This window comes from Pandoraea bronchicola (genome assembly GCF_902459805.1).
Lineage (GTDB): Bacteria > Pseudomonadota > Gammaproteobacteria > Burkholderiales > Burkholderiaceae > Pandoraea > Pandoraea bronchicola.
Genome location: NZ_CABPST010000002.1, coordinates 273352 through 294748 on the forward strand (window position 1 = coordinate 273352; position 21397 = coordinate 294748).

The window sequence follows — 21397 nt, forward strand, 5'->3', positions numbered from 1 at the left end:
CGAGGCGTTCAAAACGCGGGGGAACGACAAACCGGGATTATACCCTGCTTACCCCGGGTTATACCCGAGTGCGCGACACGCATTGCAGGTAGCCTGCCGCCCTGGGAGGGCGTCTCTCTGGTAACCTATGCGCCCCGTAACCACACGGGCTGCGAAACCGGCTATCCGGTGGCGGCACGGCGAAAAACGACACTAACAAGCGAACGAACGGGCGTTCGCCACACACCAGACGGTTGGGAATGAAGGTCATCGTTATCGGCGGCGGGGTTATCGGCACATGTACTGCCTACTATCTGGCCACCGCGGGGCACACGGTCACGCTCGTCGAGCGCAACAGCACGGTTGCGCAGGAGAGCAGCTTCGGCAATGCGGGCGTCATCGCGCCGGGGTACGTCACGCCCTGGGCGGCGCCCGGCATGCCGCGCAAGCTGCTGGGCTACATGTTCAGCTCGGCCAGTCCGCTCATCTTCCGGCCGGGTCTGTCGGCCGGGACTTGGCGCTGGGCAGCTCGCTGGCTGCGCGAATGCAAACTTGACCGGTACCGCGCCAATCGCGAGCGAATGCAGCGCATCGCCTTCTACAGCCAACGCTGCCTGCATGAGCTGCGCGAGACCCACGTCTTCGAGTACGAACAAACGCAGGGCTACTTGCAGCTGTTCCGTACCGAGCGCGAAATCAAGATGAACGAGCCGGCACGCGCGATGCTCACCGAGAACGAGGTGCCGCACCGACTGCTCACCGCCGAAGAGTGCCGCAAGCTCGAACCTGCCATTTCGACCGATGCCCAGTTGGCGGGCGGCCTGCATCTGCCGCGCGACGAGACCGGCAATTGCCCGCTCTTCACGAAGCGCCTCGCCCAGATCGCCCGCGAGATGGGCGTGACACTCGCCACCGAGACGACCGTGCTGTCGGTGCGCCCGAATGTGGGCCGCGCCGGTGTCACCGTCGAGACGGCCAGCACCGTGCAGCCAGCCCAGCACGCAACGCTCGAGGCCGATGCCGTGGTCATCGCGGCGGGGGTGACCAGTACGGCGCTGCTGCGTCCGCTCGGCATCGATCTGCCGCTCTGGCCGATCAAGGGGTACTCGATCACGGTACCGGTCAAGACCGAGCTGTTCAGCCCGCGCATTGCCGTGATGGACGAGTCGTACAAGACCGCCATCACGCCGCAAGGCAACCGTCTGCGCATTGCCGGAACCGCCGAACTGGGGGATACCGAACTCGTGTTGCGCGAACGCGCCATCGCCACGCTCTATAAGGTGGCGACCGACTGGTTCCCCGGCGCGGGCAAGTACCGCGAGGCGCGCGCCTGGGTCGGCGCACGTCCCATGCTTCCGGATGGCCCGCCGCTGCTCGGCGCGACGCATCTGCCCGGCATCTTCCTGAACGTTGGTCACGGCTCGACCGGCTGGGCGATGGCCTGTGGTTCGGGTCGCGTGCTGGCCGACGTCATCTCTGGACAAACGCCGGAAATCGACCTGAACGGGCTGACGCTCGCGCGTTACGCGCACTAGCCGCACTAGTCGGCCTCCCCAACCACGAGGGCCGCCCTCCCCGGCCCTCGCACCGATGCCCGCCCGTGCTTTGCCGGCCGGCCGCGCGGCGCCGGCCATCTTGCGGGAGAAGACCGACACGGCATCGGGATTCACACCGGCAGGCAAATCGGTGCGATGGCGGCATAATCTCCAGACAAGCATGCATCGCACGCTACGCCAGGCCAACGTCCCGGCATGCGTGTGTTGTGCTGCGCACGCTGCACTTGCTACCGGGAGCTTTGCCTGTCATGTCCGATCCTCTGAGCGCCAACGTTCCTGCCGCTGCCAGCTCAAGTCCGCTGGCACGCCCCGTGGAGTCTCTCCCGTCCTGCGCGCCCCTTGGGGCGGCTTGCCCGGCCGTTACGCTCGACTTGTATCTTCCCGACACATTACGCGACGTCGAACGGGCGGCTGCCGCCCCGCTGCCTGCGCATACGTTAATGGCCCGTGCCGGGGCAGCCGTCGCCGAATGGCTTTATGGACGCCTGCCTGCGCTTGCGAGCGCGGGTCGTCAACCGGTGTTGCTGCTTGCCGGCCCCGGCAACAACGGCGGCGACGCCTACGTTGCCGCCCGTGAACTGCATCGACGCGGTGTGCTTGTCGATGTCTGGCAACTCGCCCCGCCGACGGCCGACGACGCCCGCTGGGCACTCGCTGACGCTCTGGCGGCAGGCGTGCCGGTACGGCCTGCCCCCGCCATCTGGCCGCAGCCGTCGGCTTACGCGTGGATCGTTGACGGGCTGTTCGGCATCGGCTTGTCGCGCCCGCTGGAAGGGGCTGCCGCCACGCTCGTCGACCATATCGTCGACGCGCATGCGCAGGGCACGCCCGTGCTTGCCATCGACATTCCCAGCGGGCTGGCCGCGGCCACCGGCGTCGCGGCGGGCCCCACCATTTGCGCAGACGTCACGATGGCCATGCTTGGCGCCTCCCCCGGGCTATTTACCGGTGTGGGCCGTGACGTCGCGGGAGAGGTCTTCGTTGCCACTTTGGGGGCAGAAGAGGCGCTGATAGCGGCACGAGCAGCCCTCCCCGCCGACCGGATCATCGCGACGACCGCACCCGATGCGTTCGTCGCGCATTTGCCGCAACGACATCACGCGTCTCACAAAGGGAGTTACGGGGCGCTGGCCCTGCTCGGCGGTCATGAAGGCATGATCGGGGCGCCGCTGCTCTCCGCGCGTACCGGGTTGATGACGGGGGCTGGGCGCGTCTATGTGGGGTTCGTCGCACACGATGCGCCCGCGTGGGACCCAGTGCACCCCGAATTGATGCTGCGTCACGCCGAAAATCTCGACCTCTCGACGATGCAGGCGGTGTCCATCGGCCCCGGGCTCGGAACGTCTGCGGCGTCTGCGGCGTGCCTGTCGCGTGCGCTCGCACTCGAGCACACGCCGCTGGTCATCGATGCCGACGCACTCAATCTGCTCGCAGCCGAGCCGTCGCTTGCCGAGCGCGTGCGCCGTCGCGCGGGGCCCACCGTACTGACGCCGCATCCGCTCGAAGCCGCACGCCTGGCAGGCTGCGACGTCGCCCGCATTCAGTCGGATCGGCTGGCTTCCGCCCGTGCGCTCGCGCAGCATTTCGGCGCAACGATCGTGCTCAAGGGGTCCGGGAGCGTGATCGACGACGGGACACGCGCGTGGATCAATACGACGGGAAATGCCGGGCTGGCCACGGCGGGCACCGGCGATGTGCTTACCGGCGCCATCGGCGCGCTGCTTGCGCAAGGCATGCCCGCGACGCAGGCGGCACTCACCGCCGTCTGGCTGCACGGCCGGGCCGCCGAACGCTGCGTGTGCGCGGGGGCCGGGCCAGCAGGATTGACGGCCTCCGAGCTTCTGCCGGCGATGCGCGCCGAACTGACTGACCTGCTGAACAAAGCGACGCATGCGACGCCATTCGTTCAGTAGCTCATGGGACGCGTGGCCGATGCGGACCGAAATGACCGAAATGCCCTGATTGGTGGCGCTTTGCGCGCGTAAAGCCCACCTGCAGCCTCATTTCGGCACGATTGCGCCACGACTGCCGTTATACTTCGCTTTATCGAAATGCCCATATCGCACATGCCGTACAAGCCATCCGCGCCTTCCGCTCGTCTGGACCAACTCCCCGCCTGGCGTGCCCTGCTCACGCATCGTGACGAAATCGCCGCCCAGCACATGCGTGACTGGTTCTCCGGCGCCGGCGCCAACGCGCGCGTCGAACAGTTCTCATTGCATGCGGCCGGCCTGTATCTCGATTACTCGAAGAACCGCATTACCGAAAAAACACGCACGCTGCTCACGCATCTGGCACGTGAGTGCGACCTGCCTGCCAAGCGCGATGCCATGTGGGCCGGCGAACATGTGAACGTCACGGAAAACCGTGCAGCGTTGCACGTTGCGTTGCGTGCGCCGAAGGGCACGGTCTTTCGCGATACCACAGGAGACGTTAGCGGCGGCGTGTTCGAAACGCTCGCGCGCATGCGCGCTTTCAGCGAAAGCGTGCGCGAGGGACACTGGGTCGGAGCGACCGGAAAGCGCATCAGGCATCTGATCAATGTCGGCATCGGCGGCTCGGATCTGGGCCCACGCCTAGTGTGCGATGCCTTGGCCGTCTATGGCCGCCGGGATCTGAGCGCGCATTTCATCGCCAACGTCGATCCGACCGAACTGGCGCGCACGCTGCCTTCGCTCGACCCGGAAACCACGCTCGTCGTCGTCTGCTCAAAAACGTTCACCACGCTCGAGACCATGACTAACGCGCACACGATTCGCGCATGGTTCCTTGCGAACGGCATTCCGGAGAGCGAGCTCGGCAAGCATTTTGTTGCGGTATCGACGAACGTCGACGAGGCCATGGGCTTCGGTATTCGCCGTGAGAACGTATTCGAGTTCGGCGAATGGGTCGGCGGTCGCTATTCGCTCTGGTCGTCGATCGGGCTCATCATCATGCTGTATCTGGGCGCGCAGCATTTCGATGCACTGCTCGCCGGTGCGCATGCGATGGACGAACACTTCCGCAGTGCCCCGCTCGAAGCCAATATGCCTGCACTGCTAGGCTTGATCGGCATCTGGTATCGGAATTTCTTCGATGCACAAACGCTTTCCATCGCGCCCTACACCGACGCACTCCAGAAGCTGCCTCCATATCTCCAGCAGTTGGACATGGAAAGCAACGGCAAGTCGGCACAGATCGACGGGGTGCCCGTCGCATGGCAAACCGCGCCGATCATCTGGGGCGAGCCGGGCACGAACGGCCAACACGCCTACTTCCAGATGCTGCACCAGGGCACTACCCTTGTGCCGGTGGACTTCGTCGCAGTACTTGAACCGCAATACAACGCGCCGATCTATCTCGACCATCACCGTAAGCTGCTCGCCAATTGCTTTGCGCAAAGTGAAGCATTGCTGCAAGGCGGCTCGATGGCGACAGCCGAACAGGCGGGCGGTCCGTTGGGTGCGCAGCGCCGTTTCGACGGCAACCGGCCGAGCAATACGCTCGTGATCGACAAGTTGTCACCGGAACGTCTGGGCGCCCTGATTGCGCTCTACGAACACAAGGTGTTCGTGCAGGCCGCCGTCTGGAACATTAATCCGTTCGACCAGTGGGGTGTCGAACTCGGCAAGACGCTTTGCCGTGCGATCGAGCCGGAGCTCGTCGACCCCGACTCCCTTAGGCCAGACGCGCACGACGCCTCAACGAACTCGCTGATTCGCATGGCAGGCGAAGCCCTGAGAGCCAAGCGCTAGCACTCGTAAAGCCCCGTTTGCGCAGCCATCAGACAGGTGGCCGCGGCAACATGGGGCGCCCACTCCGGCCAGTCAACCAGAAGCGCCGTTGACCAACCGCCCTCCGGCGAGCTGCACCGTCGCATCGCAACGTTGTGCAATCGCCAGATCGTGCGTGACGAGCACCAGCGTCGCCCCACTCGCCTCGTTGAGCGAGAACATCAGATCGATGACCCGCTCGCCCGTCGCCGTATCCAGACTGCCCGTGGGCTCGTCGGCAAACAGCACGGCCGGCTCAGTGACAAAGGCGCGCGCGAGCGCTACCCGCTGCTGTTCGCCGCCGGAGAGCTGCTTGGGATAATGCGTCAGTCGCGCCCCCAATCCCACCTGCTCAAGCAATTTGACGGCACGATTGCGCACCTCACGTGTCTCACCCAACAATTCGAGCGGCAGCATCACGTTCTCGAGTGCCGTCAGATGCGGCATCAGTTGGAACGATTGGAAGACGAAACCGACGGCACCACGTCGCAGCGCAGCCCGGCCCTCTTCGTCGAGATCACCGAGCGACTTGCCCAGCAGCGTAATGCCGCCATCGGTCGCGGTGTCGAGTCCGGCCATCAAACCCAGCAGCGTCGACTTCCCGGACCCCGATGCGCCGACGATAGCCACGCTCTGGCCTTTCGCGACGGAGAAATCGATATCCTGCAAAATGACTAGCTCACCGGTGGCGTCGCGCAACCGTTTGCCCAGGCCCCGCACCTCAATAACGTTTTCGGAAAACGACATGGCAAGAAGAGAGTTCTTGAAATTGGCCGCCTCAGCCCTCGTAGGCTGGTGCATGCTGTCAGGGACCGCGGCGAGCGCGGCAAGTTCGGGGGCGCCGACGATTTTGGTCGTAGGCGACAGCCTGTCTGCGGAATATGGCATCGCGCGCGGCGCCGGCTGGGTCAATTTGATGCAACAGACGATCACGCAAAGCGGCTTCGATTATAACGTCGTCAACGCGAGTATCAGCGGTGACACAACGAGCGGCGGACGCGCCCGTCTGGCACCGCTGCTCGAGCGCTATCACCCCGCCGTCACGATCCTGGAACTGGGAGGCAACGATGCGCTGCGCGGCATTCCGCTGGATCTCACGCGCACCAACCTGCGCGAGATGATCGCCGCAGCGCGCAAGGCAGGCAGCCGGGTCATCGTCGTCGGCATGCGCATTCCGCCCAACTACGGCCCCGACTACAGCGAGCAGTTTTTTAATATGTTCTCCGCCGTCGCCAAACAGGAAAAGACGGGCTACGTGCCTTTCCTGCTCGCTGGTGTGATCGAACACCCCGACTGGTTCCAGCAAGACCAGATTCATCCCCTGGCGAAGGCACATCCGCAAATTCTGCAGAACGTCTGGCCGACGGTGAAGCCGTTGCTCAAACCCGCCGGCAAAGCTCCCGCCAAAGCGGCGGATTCGCGGACCCCAAAGTCCGGCGCATAAAAAAACGCGGCCGATTGGCCGCGTTTTTCTTTCCATTCATGCCTCGGCGAACCGATCAAGCACCTGCCTTCGTGACATCGTTGACCACCTTGACCTTCGAGCGTGCACGCAGGTCACCCAGCCATGCATTCCATTCAGCCTGGGCTGCCAGTTGGTTGAGTTGCTGTGCTTCAGCGGCAAGACGCTGGGCATCCTGCTCGGCCGGTTGCGTCACCTTGCTGATGCGATACACCGCGTAGCCCTGACCTTCGCCCAGCGCCACGCCGACATACGCCGGCAGCTTGGCCGTGTCGGCACCGAAGATTGCGGTCAGCGCCGTCGCCGGCAGCTTGCCCGGGTTGTCACGCGAAATGGTCTGTGCGGCACCGAAGGTTGCATCGCCCCCCTTCTTCAGGGCATCGAGCTTGGCTTCGCCGGCCTTCTTGGCTTCCTGATCCGCCAGATCGGCAATCGCCTTCTCTTTGACTTGCGCCTCGATCTGCGCGAGCGGCGGCGTTGCGGCCGGATGGTAGTTCACCACATGCGCCGATACGAGCACGCCCTGACCGACATCCACGGCCTCGGTGTTGCGCTTGTTCTTGAGCGATTCATCACCGAACACCGCCTTGAGCAACTTCTCATTACCCAACGGGCTCTGCGCCTGCGACGGGTCCGGCGTACGCGTGACCTTTGCCGACATCACCTTCAGGTTCAGCTTGTCGGCCACCGGCTGCAGGCTGTCGGGTTGCTCGTACACGGCATTGGTGAATTGATCGGCCAGCTTGGCATATGCCTTCGCCGACTCCTGCTGGCGATACTGATCGGCCAGTTGGCCCTTCACTTCATCGAACGACTTCGTTTGCGCCGGCTTGATACCGGTCAGCTTGATGATGTGATAGCCGAAATCGCTCTTCACGACATCGCTCACGTCACCGTTGCCCTTGAGGGCGAACGTGGCATCGGCGAACGGCTTGACCATCGCGTCGCGCGCGAAGAAGCCAAGGTCGCCTCCGTTCGCCTTCGAGCCCGGATCGTCCGAGTTCTCGCCGGCGAGCTTGGCGAAGTCGTTCGGGTTCTGCTTGATCTGCGCGAGCAATGCCTCGGCTTTGGCCTTGGCCTTGGCGTGATCGGCGGGCGATGCATCAGCCGGCGACGCGATCAGGATGTGCGACGCGCGACGCTCTTCCTGCGTCGTGTATTGCTTCAGATTGTCGTTGTACAGCTTGCGCAGCACGTCGTCGCTCGCAGGTGTTTGCGCCGATGCCGGCATGGCCTTCGGATCGAGTACCACGTATTGGATTTCGGCTGATTCCGGCGTCTGGAACGCGGCCTTGTGCGCATCGTAATACGCCTGAACCTGCTGCGGCGTCGGCACGACCTTGCCTGCGAAATCCGAAACCGGGAAATTCAGCACCGAAACCTCGCGCTGCTGAGCACGCAGTTGCGCGAAGCGATCAAGCACCGCCTTGGGCAGCATGGCGCTCGCCTGCACACTAGCCGGCAGTTGGTTCGACGCCAGCTCGAAACGAATTTGCGCTTCGAGTCGCTGCGGCGTGAGGTTCTGCGCGGCCAGCATTTGCTCGTACTTCGCCTGATCGATCGAGCCGTCCGGACGACGCAGTTGCGCAATCGCCGGGATGGCGAGCAGCGCTTCGCGCACTTGAGCGTCAGGCACCGACAGCTGCTTCTTGAGCGTTTCCTGCGTAAGCAGCTTTTGCTGGATCAGGTTATCGAGCACAGCACCGCGCATTTCAGGCGTGTTGATCTGGCTCGCATCGACTGCGCCACCAAACATTTGCTGCATGCGCTCGGTCTGCGCGCGCAGCACGCTGTCGTATTCCTGACGTGTCACGGTCTGATCGCCGACCTTGGCAATCGTGCTGGCATCCGCGGCGTACTCTTGCAAGCCATGAACGCCGAACACCACGAACGACGGGACGATCAGCACCGTCAGGAAGATGAGGACCAAGCGTTGATGACGGCGGATGAAGTCGAACATACGAAATCGGAAAAGTCGTCTAGAGCGTCTTAGGACGTCATATGGCAAAAAAGGCGAACCGAAGTTCGCCTTTTCACAATTTGGCGGAGCGGACGGGGCTCGAACCCGCGACCCCCGGCGTGACAGGCCGGTATTCTAACCAACTGAACTACCGCTCCCCAAGATATCTGGAACTGGTGGGTGCTGAGGGGCTCGAACCCCCGACCTACGCCTTGTAAGGGCGCCGCTCTACCAGCTGAGCTAAGCACCCGTTCCCGATTCAAGTGTTGTTCTTGCTACTGCTGTTCCCTGCCGAAGCAGGAAAGCTCGTTAGTTTAACGTATCTTTCAAACCTTTGCCAGGGCGAAATTTCGGAACCTTCGCTGCCTTGATCTTGATCGCGTCACCCGTGCGCGGATTACGCCCCGTGCGCGGCGCTCGCTTCGCGACGTGGAACGTGCCAAAACCGACCAGCGTAACCGACTCGCCCTTCTTCAGGGATTTCTTTACTGCCCCCAACAATGCATCAAGTGCTCGACCGGCAGCAGCCTTCGAGACATCTGCCTCACTCGCGATATGATCGATCAGTTCCGTCTTGTTCACTGTAACCCCCTTGCAAGGATAGTAGGCGATTGAGCCGCGGAGGCGCTCTTTGCGCGCCTTGACATCGATCTGCGAGGTCCGCTGGCTTTGCCATTAGACAAGCCGCAAACCCTGATGTCAAGCCGTTTTGCGCCCTTTTGACTGCATAGGAAGCACTCCTGAATCTGCGCATTCCGGTCGCCACTTTCGAGCACTATGCGTGAATAAAAAAAGCCCGGGGAAAACCCCGAGCTTTTTGTCCATTTTCGATCTGACGAACGACGACCGCCAAAGTCGTCGCGCCAGATAAAAAACGACCGTCAGTGCTTGATGACTTCCTGCTTGCCGCTTGCGTCCGTATTCGGCGTAACCGGTGCAGCCTTGGCTTCGTCTTCCGGCAGCGGCACCGGCGCATGCTCCAACGCCAGTTCGAGCACCTTGTCGATCCAGCGCACCGGCACGATCTCCAGCGCGTTCTTGACCGTGTCGGGAATCTCTGCGAGATCCTTCACGTTCTCTTCCGGAATCAACACGAGCTTGATGCCGCCACGGTGAGCCGCGAGCAACTTCTCCTTGAGACCACCGATCGGCAGCACTTCGCCGCGCAGCGTGATCTCACCGGTCATCGCCACATCCGCACGCACCGGAATACCGGTGAGCACCGAGACGAGCGCCGTCGTCATTGCGATACCAGCAGACGGGCCGTCCTTCGGTGTCGCACCTTCCGGCACGTGGATGTGAATGTCCTTCTTCTCGAACTGCTCATCCGTCACCCCCAGGCGACGGGCACGCGAACGCACAACCGAACGCGCCGCCTCGACCGACTCCTTCATCACATCGCCGAGCGAACCCGTGCGAATGATGTTGCCCTTACCCGGCATCAGCGCAGCTTCGATGGTCAGCAGATCGCCGCCCACTTCCGTCCACGCCAGACCCGTGACCTGACCGATCTGGTTTTCCTTCATGGCCAGACCGAAGTCGAACTTGCGTACCCCCAGGAAGTTGTCGAGATTGCTCGCATCGACCTTGATCGACGAGCCTTCGACCTTCTTGAGCAACAGCATCTTCACGACCTTGCGGCAGATCTTCGAGATCTCTCGCTCGAGCGAACGCACACCGGCTTCGCGCGTGTAGTAGCGAATGATGTCGCGAATCGCGGCTTCCGTCAGATCGATCTCGCCTTCCTTCAACCCGTTGTTCTTCTTCTGCTTCGGCAGCAGATAACGCTGGGCGATGTTGACCTTCTCGTCTTCCGTATAGCCCGACAGGCGAATCACTTCCATACGGTCGAGCAGCGGCGCCGGAATATTCAGCGAGTTCGAGGTGGCCACGAACATCACGTCCGACAGATCGAAGTCGACTTCGACGTAGTGATCCGAGAACGTGTGGTTCTGCTCCGGATCAAGCACTTCGAGCAGCGCCGAACTCGGATCGCCCCGGAAGTCCATGCCCATCTTGTCCACTTCGTCGAGCAGGAACAGCGGGTTGCGCACAGCGACCTTCGAGAGGCTCTGAAGGATCTTGCCCGGCATCGACCCGATGTAGGTGCGACGGTGACCACGAATCTCGGCCTCGTCACGCACGCCACCCAAGGCCATGCGCACGAACTTGCGGTTCGTCGCACGCGCGATCGACTGACCGAGCGACGTCTTACCCACACCGGGGGGCCCGACCAAGCACAGGATCGGCGCCTTGACCTTGTCCACGCGCTGTTGCACGGCAAGATACTCAAGGATGCGTTCCTTGACCTTCTCGAGACCGAAGTGGTCCTCGTCGAGTACCTTCTCGGCGTTCGACAGATCGTTGTTCACCTTGCTCTTCTTGCGCCACGGCAGACCGACCAGCGTGTCGATGTAGTTGCGCACGACGGTGGCTTCGGCCGACATCGGCGACATCAGCTTGAGCTTCTTGAGTTCAGCGTCGGCCTTCTTCTTGGCCTCCTTCGGCAGATGCGCGGCCTTGATGCGCTTCTCGAGTTCCTCAAGATCCGCACCTTCTTCGCCTTCGCCCAGCTCCTTCTGGATCGCCTTGACCTGTTCGTTCAGGTAGTACTCGCGCTGGCTCTTCTCCATCTGGCGCTTCACGCGGCCACGGATGCGCTTTTCCACCTGGAGAATGTCGATTTCGCTCTCGAGCTGCGCGAGCAAATGCTCCAGGCGTTCGATGACCGGGAACATCTCCAGAATTTTCTGCTTTTGCTCGAGCTTGAGCGGCAGGTGGGCGGCAATGGTGTCCGCCAGACGACCCGCCTCATCGATGCCCGACAGCGACGTCAGGATCTCGGGCGGAATCTTCTTGTTGAGCTTCACGTACTGATCGAACTGCGCCACGATCGCACGACGCAGGGCTTCGGATTCGGGCGAGTTGCCGTCATCCGGTTCGAGCGGCATGACTTCCGACGTGAACTGCGTTTCTTCTTCGTCCACGCTCAGGGTACGGGCGCGCTGAATCCCTTCGACCAGCACCTTGACGGTGCCATCGGGCAGTTTGAGCATTTGCAGGATGTTGGCCACGCAGCCGATCTCGTAGAGATCCTTGGACGTGGGCTCATCCTTGGCCGCAGCTTTCTGCGCGACCAGCATGATGTGCTTGCCGCCTTCCATGGCGGTTTCAAGCGCTTTAATCGATTTCGGACGCCCCACGAAAAGGGGAATCACCATGTGCGGAAACACGACCACGTCGCGCAAAGGCAACAGGGGCAGTTGAATCGCTTCGGGCGGGAGGATTTGGGTGCCTGACATCTCGTTCCCCATATATAACGATACCGTTGTGTTCCAGCTAATTGAGGCCGCCGGCGAGAATTACAAGAGGGAGGAAACGCTCTTTCGCCGACAAGTTGCACCACTCGGGGTTTCATTGCCCGTGGCACTAGTATGAAGGAAAAAAAGCCGTCCATGTTTCCATGAACGGCTTCGGGTGGCGCTGAGTTGACCGTTCAATTGGAGCCGGCAACCTTCGGCGACTCCTGGTAGATCAAAAGCGGCTTTCCGTCGCCGCTGATCGCGTTTTCGTCCAGAATCACTTTGGTCACGCCCTTGAGCGACGGCAGTTCGTACATCACTTCGAGCAGCGCCTGTTCGATGATCGAACGCAGCCCGCGCGCGCCGGTCTTGCGCTTGATGGCTTTGCGTGCCACCGCATGCAGGGCCGCCGGACGGATTTCCAGCTCCACACCTTCCATCAGGAACAGTCGCTGGTACTGCTTGACAAGTGCGTTCTTCGGCTCGATGAGAATGGTGACCAGCACGTCTTCATCAAGCTTACCCAACGTGGCAACCACCGGCAGACGACCGATCAGTTCCGGAATCAGGCCGAACTTGATCAGATCTTCCGGCTCGACGTCACGCAGCAGTTCGCCGGCGTCACGCTCTTCGCCCGTCTTGACCGTCGCACCGAAGCCAATACCCGTCTTCTCGGTGCGGTTCATGATGATCTTCTCAAGACCATCGAACGCGCCGCCGCAGATGAACAGGATGTTCGTCGTGTCGACCTGAATGAAGTCCTGGTTCGGATGCTTGCGGCCACCTTGCGGCGGCACCGACGCCATCGTGCCTTCCACCAGCTTGAGCAGCGCCTGCTGCACACCTTCGCCCGACACGTCACGCGTAATCGACGGATTGTCCGACTTGCGACTGATCTTGTCGATTTCGTCAATGTAGACGATGCCCTTCTGCGCCTGCTCGATCTCGTAATTGCAGTTCTGCAGCAGCTTCTGGATGATGTTTTCGACGTCCTCGCCCACGTAACCGGCTTCGGTCAGCGTGGTGGCGTCGGCGATCACGAAGGGTACGTTGAGCAGACGCGCAAGCGTCTGCGCGAGCAGCGTCTTGCCCGAGCCGGTCGGCCCGATCAGCAGGATATTGCTCTTGGAAAGTTCGACCTCGTCGCGTTTGTCGCCGAGGTGCTTCAATCGTTTGTAATGGTTATAGACCGCAACCGCCAGAATCTTCTTGGCGCGGTCCTGACCGATCACGTATTGATCGAGGCTCTCGCGGATTTCCTGCGGCGATGGCAAATCGGACTTGCCACCACTGCCGCTCTCGTCTTCGGCCGCTGCGGCCTCGTCGCGAATAATCTCATTGCACAGATCAATGCACTCGTCGCAGATAAACACGGACGGACCTGCGATGAGCTTCTTGACCTCGTGCTGACTCTTTCCGCAGAAGGAGCAGTAGAGCAGCTTTTCGCCGTTGGAAGTGCTTTTTTTATCCACCATATCTGTGTCAGCCTGCTAGCAATTTGCGCCCCGGTCGTCCCCCGCCGGGGGCGGCAAACGCGGCATACGTGAATCCCATTGTAACGCCATGCCGCGCGAGCGTGTGGCCCACCCGCGACAGCTTTAAATTCCCTTTTACGACAAAGACTTGGCGCGATCATCCGGTCTTTCGAGACGAAAACACCCGATGTCGCGCCACGCCTTTTGCCGTCAGACGGCCCGAATTTGGAACCGAATCAGGGACGCTTTTCCAGCACGCGATCGATCAAACCATATTCGACGGCATCGGCCGCCGACTTGAAGTTATCGCGATCGGTGTCGCGCGCAATGACCTCGAGCGACTGGCCGGTGTTATCGGCAAGCAGGCGATTCAGCCGGTCCTTGAGCAAGAGGATTTCCCGGGCGTGGATCTCGATGTCCGACGCCTGACCGCGGGCACCGCCCAGCGGTTGGTGAATCATGATGCGCGCGTTGGGCAGCGCGAAACGCTTGCCCTTTTCACCGGCGGCCAGCAGGAATGCGCCCATGCTCGCGGCCATCCCCAGGCATAGCGTCGAGACCGGCGGCTTGACGAATTTCATCGTGTCGTAAATCGCCAGGCCCGCCGAGACGGAACCGCCCGGCGAGTTGATGTACATCGAGATTTCCTTGTCCGGATTTTCGCTCTCGAGGAACAGCAACTGGGCGACGACGAGGTTGGCGCTCTGGTCGTTGACCTCGCCCACCAGGAAAATGATGCGCTCCTTGAGGAGTCGCGAATAGATGTCGTAAGCGCGCTCGCCACGACCACTTTGCTCGACGACCATCGGCACGAGGCCAAGGCCTTGCGTCTCGAGGGCGGAGTTGTGTGTCGGGGAGGCGAGTTGGGCGAGCAATTCGGAACGGGTAATCATATCGGTTCGACCCTTCTATCGAGATGGTTTTGCGCGCCGCAGGGAGGAGGCCCGGAGGCCATTTGGAAAAGAACCGCCACGGCCTTGCGGCCGCAGCGGTTCAATCGGTCGTGTCGCGTTCGATCAGGACTGCGTGTTGCCAGCCAGTTCTTCGAAGCTGACTTGCTTGTCGGTCACCTTGGCCTTACCCAGGACGAACTCGACAACGTTGTTCTCGACGACGAAACCTTCCATTTCCGCCATGCGCTGCTGATCGCCATAGTACCAGCGGACGACTTCTTGCGGGTCTTCGTAGCTCTTCGCGAACTCTTCGACTTCGGCCTTGATCTGCTCCGGCTTGGCTTGCAGGTCGTTCTGCTTGACCAGCTCAGCCAGAATCAGACCCAGCTTCACGCGACGCTCGGCTTGTTCCTTGAACATTTCAGCCGGGATCGGCACGTTGCCAGCATTAGGCACGCCGCGCTGCGTGAGGTCCTGACGAGCCATCGCCACCAGACGCTCCTGATCCTGAGCAATCAGCGCGTTGGGCACGTCCAGCTCTGCCACGGAGATCAGTGCGTTCATCACTTGATCCTTCAGCAGGGCCTGCGTACGGCGCTTCACTTCGCGCGACAGGTTTTCCTTGATGTCAGCGCGCATCTTTTCGATGCTGCCGTCGGCGATGCCAAGCGACTTGGCGAACTCGGCGTCGACTTCCGGCAGGTGCGCCCACTCGACCTTCTTCAGCGTGACGGTGAACGTGGCAGTCTTACCGGCCACTTCCTTGCCGTGGTACTCGTCCGGGAACTTGAGTTCGAACGCCTTCGACTCGCCAACCTTCAGGCCCAGCGTGGCCTTCTCGAATTCCGGCAGCATGCGGCCTTCGCCCAGCACGAAGACGAAGTCTTCGGCGCTACCGCCAGCAAACACTTCGCCATCAATCTTGCCGACGAAGTCAACCGTCACGCGGTCGCCGTCCTTGGCTTCGACCGAGCCGCCGTCGCCGTGGGCACCGGCTTCGCCGCGCACGTGGTAATGCACGCGCTGCTTGCGCAGAATGTCGATGGTGCGATCGATCTCGGCTTCCGAGACATCGGTCGTGGTGCGGCTGACTTCGGCCGCAGCCAGATCACCGATCTTGACTTCCGGGTAGATCTCGAACGTGGCGTCGAACGCGTATTCGGTGTCGGCAGCGTCGGCCTTCGGTGCGAAACGCGGTTGACCCGCCACGCGCAGATCCTGTTCCTTGCTGATTTCGAAGAACTGTTGGCCAACCTTGTCGCTCACGACTTCGGCTTCGACCTGACCACCGTATTGTTGGGTGACCATCTTCAGGGGCACCTTGCCCGGACGGAAGCCCGGCATGCGAACCGTCTTCGACAACTTCTGAATGCGTGCCGCGACTTCTTTTTCGACTTCCTGCTTGGGCAGGGCGATGGTAAAGCGACGCTCGAGCTTGCCGAGGTTTTCAACAGCGATAGTCATGAGGATATTCGTCCATCCAGAGGGTCGTTCTGTGTTGCGGCGAGGGAATGCCGCAAGCGGACCCAGTCAGTTAATCAACCTTGGGCCGGAACCGGCGATGCGACGCCAGCTTCCCTCCGCCCCCGACAAATCGGGGTGGCCCCAAAACGGTCTTGCACACAAAGCGGGACATTTTAGCAAACTATTGCCCCGCCTCCAGACTTTCCGGCCGTAAATCAGGGAAATCAGGCCATTTAGCCTTCACACACCTTCCCCGCGTCACTTGCCGCGTCAAGCGCGCCAGCATTGACCGGAACGACACTTTAGAGGGGGACATCCACAAAAAGATCTTGGGAGACGCACATTGACGCTCTAGGATTCAATCGAACGTTTGAATGAAACATAGGTTCATAACGCGTTGAGCATAACGCATTGAGATAACGCGGCATCTTGCTGCGTCTTACCGGAGGTTCGTCGTGAGCCCACGCCTCTCGGCCGGCCGACAAGCTGGCGATACCAAACTGCGCATCCTGGATGCGGCAGAAGATCTTTTCATCGACTACGGCTACGAAGCCATGTCCTTGCGCCAGATTACGTCACGCGCCGAGGTCAATCTGGCTGCCGTCAACTATCACTTCGGCAGCAAGGAAACGCTGCTTCAGGCCATGCTCTCGCGCCGGCTCGACCGGCTCAATGAGGAGCGCCTGGCGCTGCTCACGCGCGCCGAAGCCGCCTGGCCAGCGACACAGCTGACCTGCGAACATGTGCTCGGGGCGATGTTCATCCCTGCCCTGGCAATTTCCCATCATCGCGATATCGGCGGACCGGCGTTCCTGCGCCTGCTCGGGCGTGTCTATGCCGATCCGTCCCCGTTCATTCGCGACTATTTGCAGCAACATTACGCCCCGGTGTTCGAGCGCTTCTTCGAAGCCTTCGCCCGTGCGTTGCCCGAGTTGCCGCGCCAGGAACTGGGCTGGCGGCTGCACTTCGCCCTGCAAGCCCTATCCGGCGTGCTGGCGAGCAGCGACACCTCGCGATTGATCGACACCTTCGCGCAAGGCCAGCCGATGGGCGACCTGCAGGTCGTCGCACGGCTCACCGCGCTCATGGTGGCAGCGCTCAAGGCGCCAATGCCGGGCGAGGAACAACTGGCGAGCTTCGCTGCGGTCTTCGCGCTTGCGAAAGACGCCGACGTCACACCTCCTCGGGAAGCCTGGCATGACGCAGATCACGCCCGTCCCGCCTCACAAGACGGCAGGGACGGCCCAGCGTCCAGCGACAACGACCGCGCGTTCGCAAGCGCCTGAAGGCATTCCCGAAGATCACCGCAGCGTGCGCCAATGGCGCTGCGGCAGCGTCAGAATTGTTCGCGAATAGCGATCGGATTGCCAACGCATCACTCGAATTCCCGGCGCACCGGCGGGTCGCCGAACGATCCAACAAGAACGCCATCGCCAGTTTGCCCTGCGCGCAATGTCAGCGAACCATTGGCAGATGGCAGGAAGACGACAGCCCCCATGCTTGCCGGGCATAGCGAATATGCCATCAAGGGAATCGCGCACGGCACTTGCGGCGAAGCTGAACCGAAGGGAGGAGAAAATGGTGACCGTATGGATTCTCGCGTTTGTCGTGGGCGTGTCTGCCCTGCTTTTCTATCGTGCGCATGCCTGGCAGTGGCTCATCGCCACGGCGCTATGGGTCGGCGCAGGGGCCACGGCAGGACTGACGGGGACCGTCGCGACGGTCGTACTCGCCGTCGTCTTCATCTTGCCTGCGCTGCTTCTGAGTATCGGCCCGTTGCGCCGCGCGTGGATCACCGCGCCAATACTCACGAAGTTCCGCACGATCATGCCGGAAATGTCGGAGACGGAGAAAGACGCCATCGAAGCCGGCACCGTCTGGTGGGATGCCGATCTGTTCTCCGGCCGCCCGGACTGGCAGAAATTCATGGCGCTGCCCGCGCCCGCCTTGTCTGCCGAAGAACAGGCCTTCATGGAGCACGAAGTCGAGCACCTGTGCGACCTGTCCAACGACTGGGAAAGCACGCAGGTCTGGCAAGATCTGCCGCCGAAAGCATGGCAATACGCGAAGGACGCCGGCTTTCTCGGAATGATCATCCCCAAGCGCTACGGGGGTCTTGAATTCTCTGCCTATGCGCACTCGCAAGTGGTCATGAAGCTGGCTTCGCGGTGCTCCGCCGCCGCCGTCTCGGTCATGGTGCCGAACTCGCTCGGCCCGGCCGAACTCCTGTTGCACTATGGCACCGAGGCGCAAAAGAACTATTACCTGCCGCGTCTGGCAAAAGGGGAAGAGATTCCCTGCTTCGCGCTTACGAGCCCCTACGCGGGCTCCGACGCCGCCGCCATTCCAGACATTGGCGTCGTGTGCCGCGGCGTACACGACGGCCGCGAAACGCTGGGCTTCCGTGTCACATGGAGCAAGCGCTACATCACGCTCGGTCCGATCGCGACGGTGCTGGGTCTCGCCTTCCGCGCCCTCGACCCCGACCATCTGCTGGGCAACGACGACGAGCCGGGCATCACCTGCGCATTGATTCCGACGAACCATCCGGGCGTGGTGATCGGACGTCGCCACTGGCCGCTGAACGCCGTGTTTCAGAACGGCCCCAACGCCGGCAAAGACGTCTTCATTCCGCTCGACTGGGTCATTGGCGGTCAGGCGCAGGTTGGCAAGGGCTGGCGGATGCTGATGGAGTGTCTTGCCGCTGGCCGTGCGATCTCGCTGCCGTCGTCGAACGTCGGCTATTCGAAGATCGCGGTGCGTGCCACCGGCGCATACGCTGCCGTGCGCCGTCAATTCCGCACACCGATCGGTAAATTCGAAGGGGTACAGGAAGCGCTCGCGCGCATGGCCGGCAATTTGTACGCGATGGACGCGGCACGACGCATGGCAGCGCTTGCCGTCGATCTGGGCGAAAAGCCTTCGGTAATCTCCGCCATCGCGAAGTACCACGTGACCGAGCGCGCCCGCAAAGTGGTGAACGACGGCATGGATGTCGTGGCGGGCAAGGGCATCTGCATGGGCCCGAACAACTTCCTCGCCCGCGCCTATCAGCAGATCCCGGTGTCGATCACGGTCGAGGGCGCCAACATCATGACGCGCTGTCTGATGATCTTCGGCCAGGGTGCGATCCGATGCCATCCCTACGTGCTCAAAGAACTCGCCGCCGCGCAAACGGCGGATCGCACGGCAGCCGTACGCGCGTTCGACGACGCCCTCTTCGGCCATCTGACCTTCGTCACGAGCAACATCGTGCGGGGCGCGTTGCAGGGCATCACGCATGCGCGATTCTCGTCCGTACCGTCGAATGCCGCACCCGAACTGCATGCCTACTACCGCGCCGCGAATCGCATGTCGACGCTTCTCGCCATCGCTGCCGACGTCTCGATGGCGGTGCTCGGCGGCTCGCTCAAGCGTCGCGAGAGCATCTCGGGCCGTCTGGGGGACATCCTCTCGCAACTGTTCCTGCTCACGGCAACGCTCAAGCGCTTCGAAGACGAGGGCCGCCCCGAAGCCGATCTGCCGCTAGTGCATTGGGCCGCACAAGACGCCCTCTGGCAGGCGCGCGAAGCCTTCGAAGGCGTGCTCGCCAACTATCCGTCGCGCGTTGCCGCCTGGTGGATGCACTGGAAGCTCACGCCGCTCGGCCTGCCGTACGCCAAGCCGTCCGACGCGCTCGCCGCGCGGGTGGCCGAATTGATGCAAACGCCGGGCGCCACGCGCGAGCGCCTCATCGCCGGGAGCTACTCGCCGCGCGTCGAGATCGACGGGCTCGCCTATGGCGAGATCGTCTTCCAGATGACGCCACAGGTCACCGCCATCGAGCAGCGTCTGCGCACGGCGGTCAAGGAAGGCCGTCTGCCGACGATGCCGCAAAGCCTGCCCGAATTCACCGAATGGGTGAACCACGCGGCGACGCTGCAGCTCGTAAGCGACGAGGAGCAGCGGGTGCTGGTCCAGTACGCTGACTATGCGGCGCGCGCGGTGGCCGTCGACGACTTCCCGGCCGACTTCGGACGCCTTGCCGACGTGCAGCACGCCCAACAACAAGAAGCCGCCGACGAAGCGCTCACCCCGTGAGCCGGCCGATCTGCCGCTGCCCCATCACTCTGAGGATTTCTGCGCCGTGACGACGTCCGACCGATACCTTGCCTTCGCCAACTCCGCCGTGGGCAGCCGTCTGGCCAATGCGCTGGGATTGCCCCGCCCCGTACCGCTTGAGCGCATGCCGCCCTACGGCGACACCGAAACGCACATCATTGCGCCCCCGCTCGCCGTCGTGGGCGGCGCAGGGGACGCGCCGCTGCTGCCGGGCCTCGCCCGCGAATTGCATTGGCTCGGCGTTCCCAGCCTTGCCCATGTAGCGCGACTCGACTGGATTTCGTACGCCAACAAGGCGGGTACGATGAGCGGGCGCTTCAACCCGGTTGAAGGCGTGCGCCCCAAAGCGCTGTTGTTCGACGCCAGCGCCATCGCCAATACGGGCGAACTGAGCGCGCTCTATACGTTCTTCCACGACACCCTCGCCACACTCGACCGATGCGCCCGGGTGCTCGTGCTGGGCTTGCCACCGTCGCTGGCGTCGACGCCGCAGGCCAGCATTGCGCAGCGTGCGCTGGAGGGTTTCGTGCGCTCGCTCGCGAAGGAACTCAAGCGCGGGGCCACCGCGCAATTGCTTTACATCGCACCGCATGCCCGCGAAGCCCTGCACTCCACGTTGCGCTTCTTCCTCTCGCCGCGCGCCGCTTACGTGAGCGGGCAGGCCGTCACTTTGCAGGACCCCGTGTTCGAAACACCGCCGATGCGCGATCAGCGTCCGCTTGCCGGGCAAGTCGCGGTTGTGACAGGCGCGGCGCGCGGTATTGGCGAAGCCATCGCCACCGTGTTGGCACGCGACGGGGCACACGTCGTGTGCGTCGATGTCCCGGCCGCACAGACCCCGCTCGATGCTGTCGCGGCGCGCCTGGAAGGCAGCGCCCTCGCATGCGACATCACCGCACCGGAGGCTGGCGTCACGCTGCTAGCCCATCTGGCGACGCATGCACCACGCGGGCTCGACATCCTCGTACACAACGCCGGCATCACGCGCGACAAGACCCTCGCGCGCATGAGCGAAGCGCAATGGCAAAGCGTGCTCGACATCAATGTCGGTGCGCCACAACGGCTTAACGCCGCGCTGCTCGACGCTGGCGTGCTGCGCGCCAACAGCCGGATCGTCGGTGTGGCGTCGATCAGCGGCATTGCGGGGAATCGCGGGCAGACGAACTACGCGGCGTCCAAGGCGGCCGTGATCGGCATGGTCGAGGCGTGGTCGCCGGTGCTCGCCGAGCGCCACATCAGCATCAACGCCGTCGCCCCCGGGTTCATTGAGACGCAGATGACTGCCGCGGTGCCGTTCGCCATTCGCGAGGCCGGACGCCGCATGAACTCGCTCGGCCAGGGCGGTCAGCCAGTCGACGTCGCCGAGACCATCGCGTGGCTTGCACATCCGGCTTCCGGCGCGCTGACCGGGCAGGTCGTGCGTGTATGCGGTCAAAGCCTGCTGGGAGCGTGA

The 21397-nt window shown here is 62.6% G+C and carries 14 protein-coding genes and 2 tRNA genes; 7 read left to right on the forward strand and 9 right to left on the reverse strand.

Translation table 11 applies throughout. The annotated features are described in order from the left end of the window. Nucleotides 1-239 precede the first annotated feature (239 nt). The 3 genes from PBR20603_RS05385 (at nucleotide 240) to pgi (ending at nucleotide 5269) form a co-directional block, all read left to right on the forward strand. On the forward strand, nucleotides 240-1514 hold the full coding sequence (locus PBR20603_RS05385) for a D-amino acid dehydrogenase (RefSeq protein ID WP_150558527.1): 1275 nt from the start codon (nucleotides 240-242) through the stop codon (nucleotides 1512-1514). 269 nt (nucleotides 1515-1783) lie between these two features. Next, a complete protein-coding gene (locus PBR20603_RS05390; RefSeq protein ID WP_150558528.1) occupies nucleotides 1784-3448 on the forward strand; it encodes an NAD(P)H-hydrate dehydratase in 1665 nt (554 codons plus the stop codon). Between the two features lie 153 nt (nucleotides 3449-3601). Continuing rightward, nucleotides 3602-5269 (forward strand): glucose-6-phosphate isomerase, encoded by a 1668-nt coding sequence (pgi, locus tag PBR20603_RS05395; protein WP_150558529.1) that lies wholly within the window; start codon nucleotides 3602-3604, stop codon nucleotides 5267-5269. 72 nt (nucleotides 5270-5341) lie between these two features. On the opposite strand, the gene PBR20603_RS05400 is transcribed toward pgi, so the two are convergent. Continuing rightward, a complete protein-coding gene (locus PBR20603_RS05400) occupies nucleotides 5342-6034 on the reverse strand; it encodes an ABC transporter ATP-binding protein (RefSeq protein ID WP_150558530.1) in 693 nt (230 codons plus the stop codon). 52 nt (nucleotides 6035-6086) lie between these two features. On the opposite strand from PBR20603_RS05400, the gene PBR20603_RS05405 reads away from it, so the two are divergent. After that, a complete protein-coding gene (locus PBR20603_RS05405) occupies nucleotides 6087-6731 on the forward strand; it encodes an arylesterase (RefSeq protein ID WP_174977790.1) in 645 nt (214 codons plus the stop codon). A gap of 55 nt (nucleotides 6732-6786) precedes the next feature. Here PBR20603_RS05405 and PBR20603_RS05410 read toward each other — a convergent pair whose 3' ends face one another. From PBR20603_RS05410 to tig, 8 genes are all read right to left on the reverse strand, one after another. Beyond that, a complete protein-coding gene (locus PBR20603_RS05410) occupies nucleotides 6787-8709 on the reverse strand; it encodes a SurA N-terminal domain-containing protein (protein WP_150558532.1) in 1923 nt (640 codons plus the stop codon). Nucleotides 8710-8790: 81 nt separating this feature from the next. Further along, nucleotides 8791-8867: transfer RNA gene (locus PBR20603_RS05415), tRNA-Asp, on the reverse strand. 16 nt (nucleotides 8868-8883) lie between these two features. After that, a tRNA-Val gene (locus PBR20603_RS05420) sits at nucleotides 8884-8959 on the reverse strand. A gap of 59 nt (nucleotides 8960-9018) precedes the next feature. After that, nucleotides 9019-9321, reverse strand: coding sequence for an HU family DNA-binding protein (locus PBR20603_RS05425; protein ID WP_484549330.1), 303 nt, complete (start codon nucleotides 9319-9321; stop codon nucleotides 9019-9021). A 269-nt stretch (nucleotides 9322-9590) separates the two neighbouring features. After that, nucleotides 9591-12011, reverse strand: a complete 2421-nt coding sequence (lon, locus tag PBR20603_RS05430) for an endopeptidase La (protein WP_150558534.1) — start codon at nucleotides 12009-12011, stop codon at nucleotides 9591-9593. Nucleotides 12012-12205: 194 nt separating this feature from the next. After that, nucleotides 12206-13486, reverse strand: a complete 1281-nt coding sequence (gene clpX, locus PBR20603_RS05435) for an ATP-dependent Clp protease ATP-binding subunit ClpX (RefSeq protein ID WP_039366003.1) — start codon at nucleotides 13484-13486, stop codon at nucleotides 12206-12208. A 236-nt stretch (nucleotides 13487-13722) separates the two neighbouring features. Further along, nucleotides 13723-14376, reverse strand: a complete 654-nt coding sequence (gene clpP, locus PBR20603_RS05440; RefSeq protein WP_150558914.1) for an ATP-dependent Clp endopeptidase proteolytic subunit ClpP — start codon at nucleotides 14374-14376, stop codon at nucleotides 13723-13725. 126 nt (nucleotides 14377-14502) lie between these two features. After that, complete coding sequence (gene tig / locus PBR20603_RS05445) at nucleotides 14503-15843, reverse strand: trigger factor (RefSeq protein WP_150558535.1); 1341 nt, start codon at nucleotides 15841-15843, stop codon at nucleotides 14503-14505. A 455-nt stretch (nucleotides 15844-16298) separates the two neighbouring features. Here tig and PBR20603_RS05450 point away from each other — a divergent pair, with 455 nt between their 5' ends. The 3 genes from PBR20603_RS05450 to PBR20603_RS05460 all read left to right on the forward strand — a co-directional run bounded on the left by PBR20603_RS05450 (nucleotide 16299) and on the right by PBR20603_RS05460 (nucleotide 21397). After that, on the forward strand, nucleotides 16299-17129 hold the full coding sequence (locus tag PBR20603_RS05450) for a TetR/AcrR family transcriptional regulator (RefSeq protein ID WP_246174407.1): 831 nt from the start codon (nucleotides 16299-16301) through the stop codon (nucleotides 17127-17129). A 292-nt stretch (nucleotides 17130-17421) separates the two neighbouring features. Beyond that, nucleotides 17422-19923: an acyl-CoA dehydrogenase gene (locus tag PBR20603_RS05455; protein ID WP_150558536.1), complete on the forward strand. Its 2502-nt coding sequence runs from the start codon at nucleotides 17422-17424 to the stop codon at nucleotides 19921-19923. Between the two features lie 46 nt (nucleotides 19924-19969). Beyond that, complete coding sequence (locus PBR20603_RS05460) at nucleotides 19970-21397, forward strand: 3-oxoacyl-ACP reductase (protein WP_150558537.1); 1428 nt, start codon at nucleotides 19970-19972, stop codon at nucleotides 21395-21397.

Excerpts from the sequence above, each read along its gene's own strand:
- tig (WP_150558535.1), bottom strand. The coding sequence starts at position 15,843 with ATGACTATCGCTGTTGAAAACCTCGGCAAGCTCGAGCGTCGCTTTACC.
- PBR20603_RS05455 (WP_150558536.1), top strand. The coding sequence starts at position 17,422 with ATGGTGACCGTATGGATTCTCGCGTTTGTCGTGGGCGTGTCTGCCCTG.
- PBR20603_RS05410 (WP_150558532.1), bottom strand. The coding sequence starts at position 8,709 with ATGTTCGACTTCATCCGCCGTCATCAACGCTTGGTCCTCATCTTCCTG.
- lon (WP_150558534.1), bottom strand. The coding sequence starts at position 12,011 with ATGTCAGGCACCCAAATCCTCCCGCCCGAAGCGATTCAACTGCCCCTG.
- PBR20603_RS05400 (WP_150558530.1), bottom strand. The coding sequence starts at position 6,034 with ATGTCGTTTTCCGAAAACGTTATTGAGGTGCGGGGCCTGGGCAAACGG.
- PBR20603_RS05390 (WP_150558528.1), top strand. The coding sequence starts at position 1,784 with ATGTCCGATCCTCTGAGCGCCAACGTTCCTGCCGCTGCCAGCTCAAGT.
- PBR20603_RS05405 (WP_174977790.1), top strand. The coding sequence starts at position 6,087 with ATGCTGTCAGGGACCGCGGCGAGCGCGGCAAGTTCGGGGGCGCCGACG.
- clpX (WP_039366003.1), bottom strand. The coding sequence starts at position 13,486 with ATGGTGGATAAAAAAAGCACTTCCAACGGCGAAAAGCTGCTCTACTGC.
- pgi (WP_150558529.1), top strand. The coding sequence starts at position 3,602 with ATGCCGTACAAGCCATCCGCGCCTTCCGCTCGTCTGGACCAACTCCCC.
- PBR20603_RS05385 (WP_150558527.1), top strand. The coding sequence starts at position 240 with ATGAAGGTCATCGTTATCGGCGGCGGGGTTATCGGCACATGTACTGCC.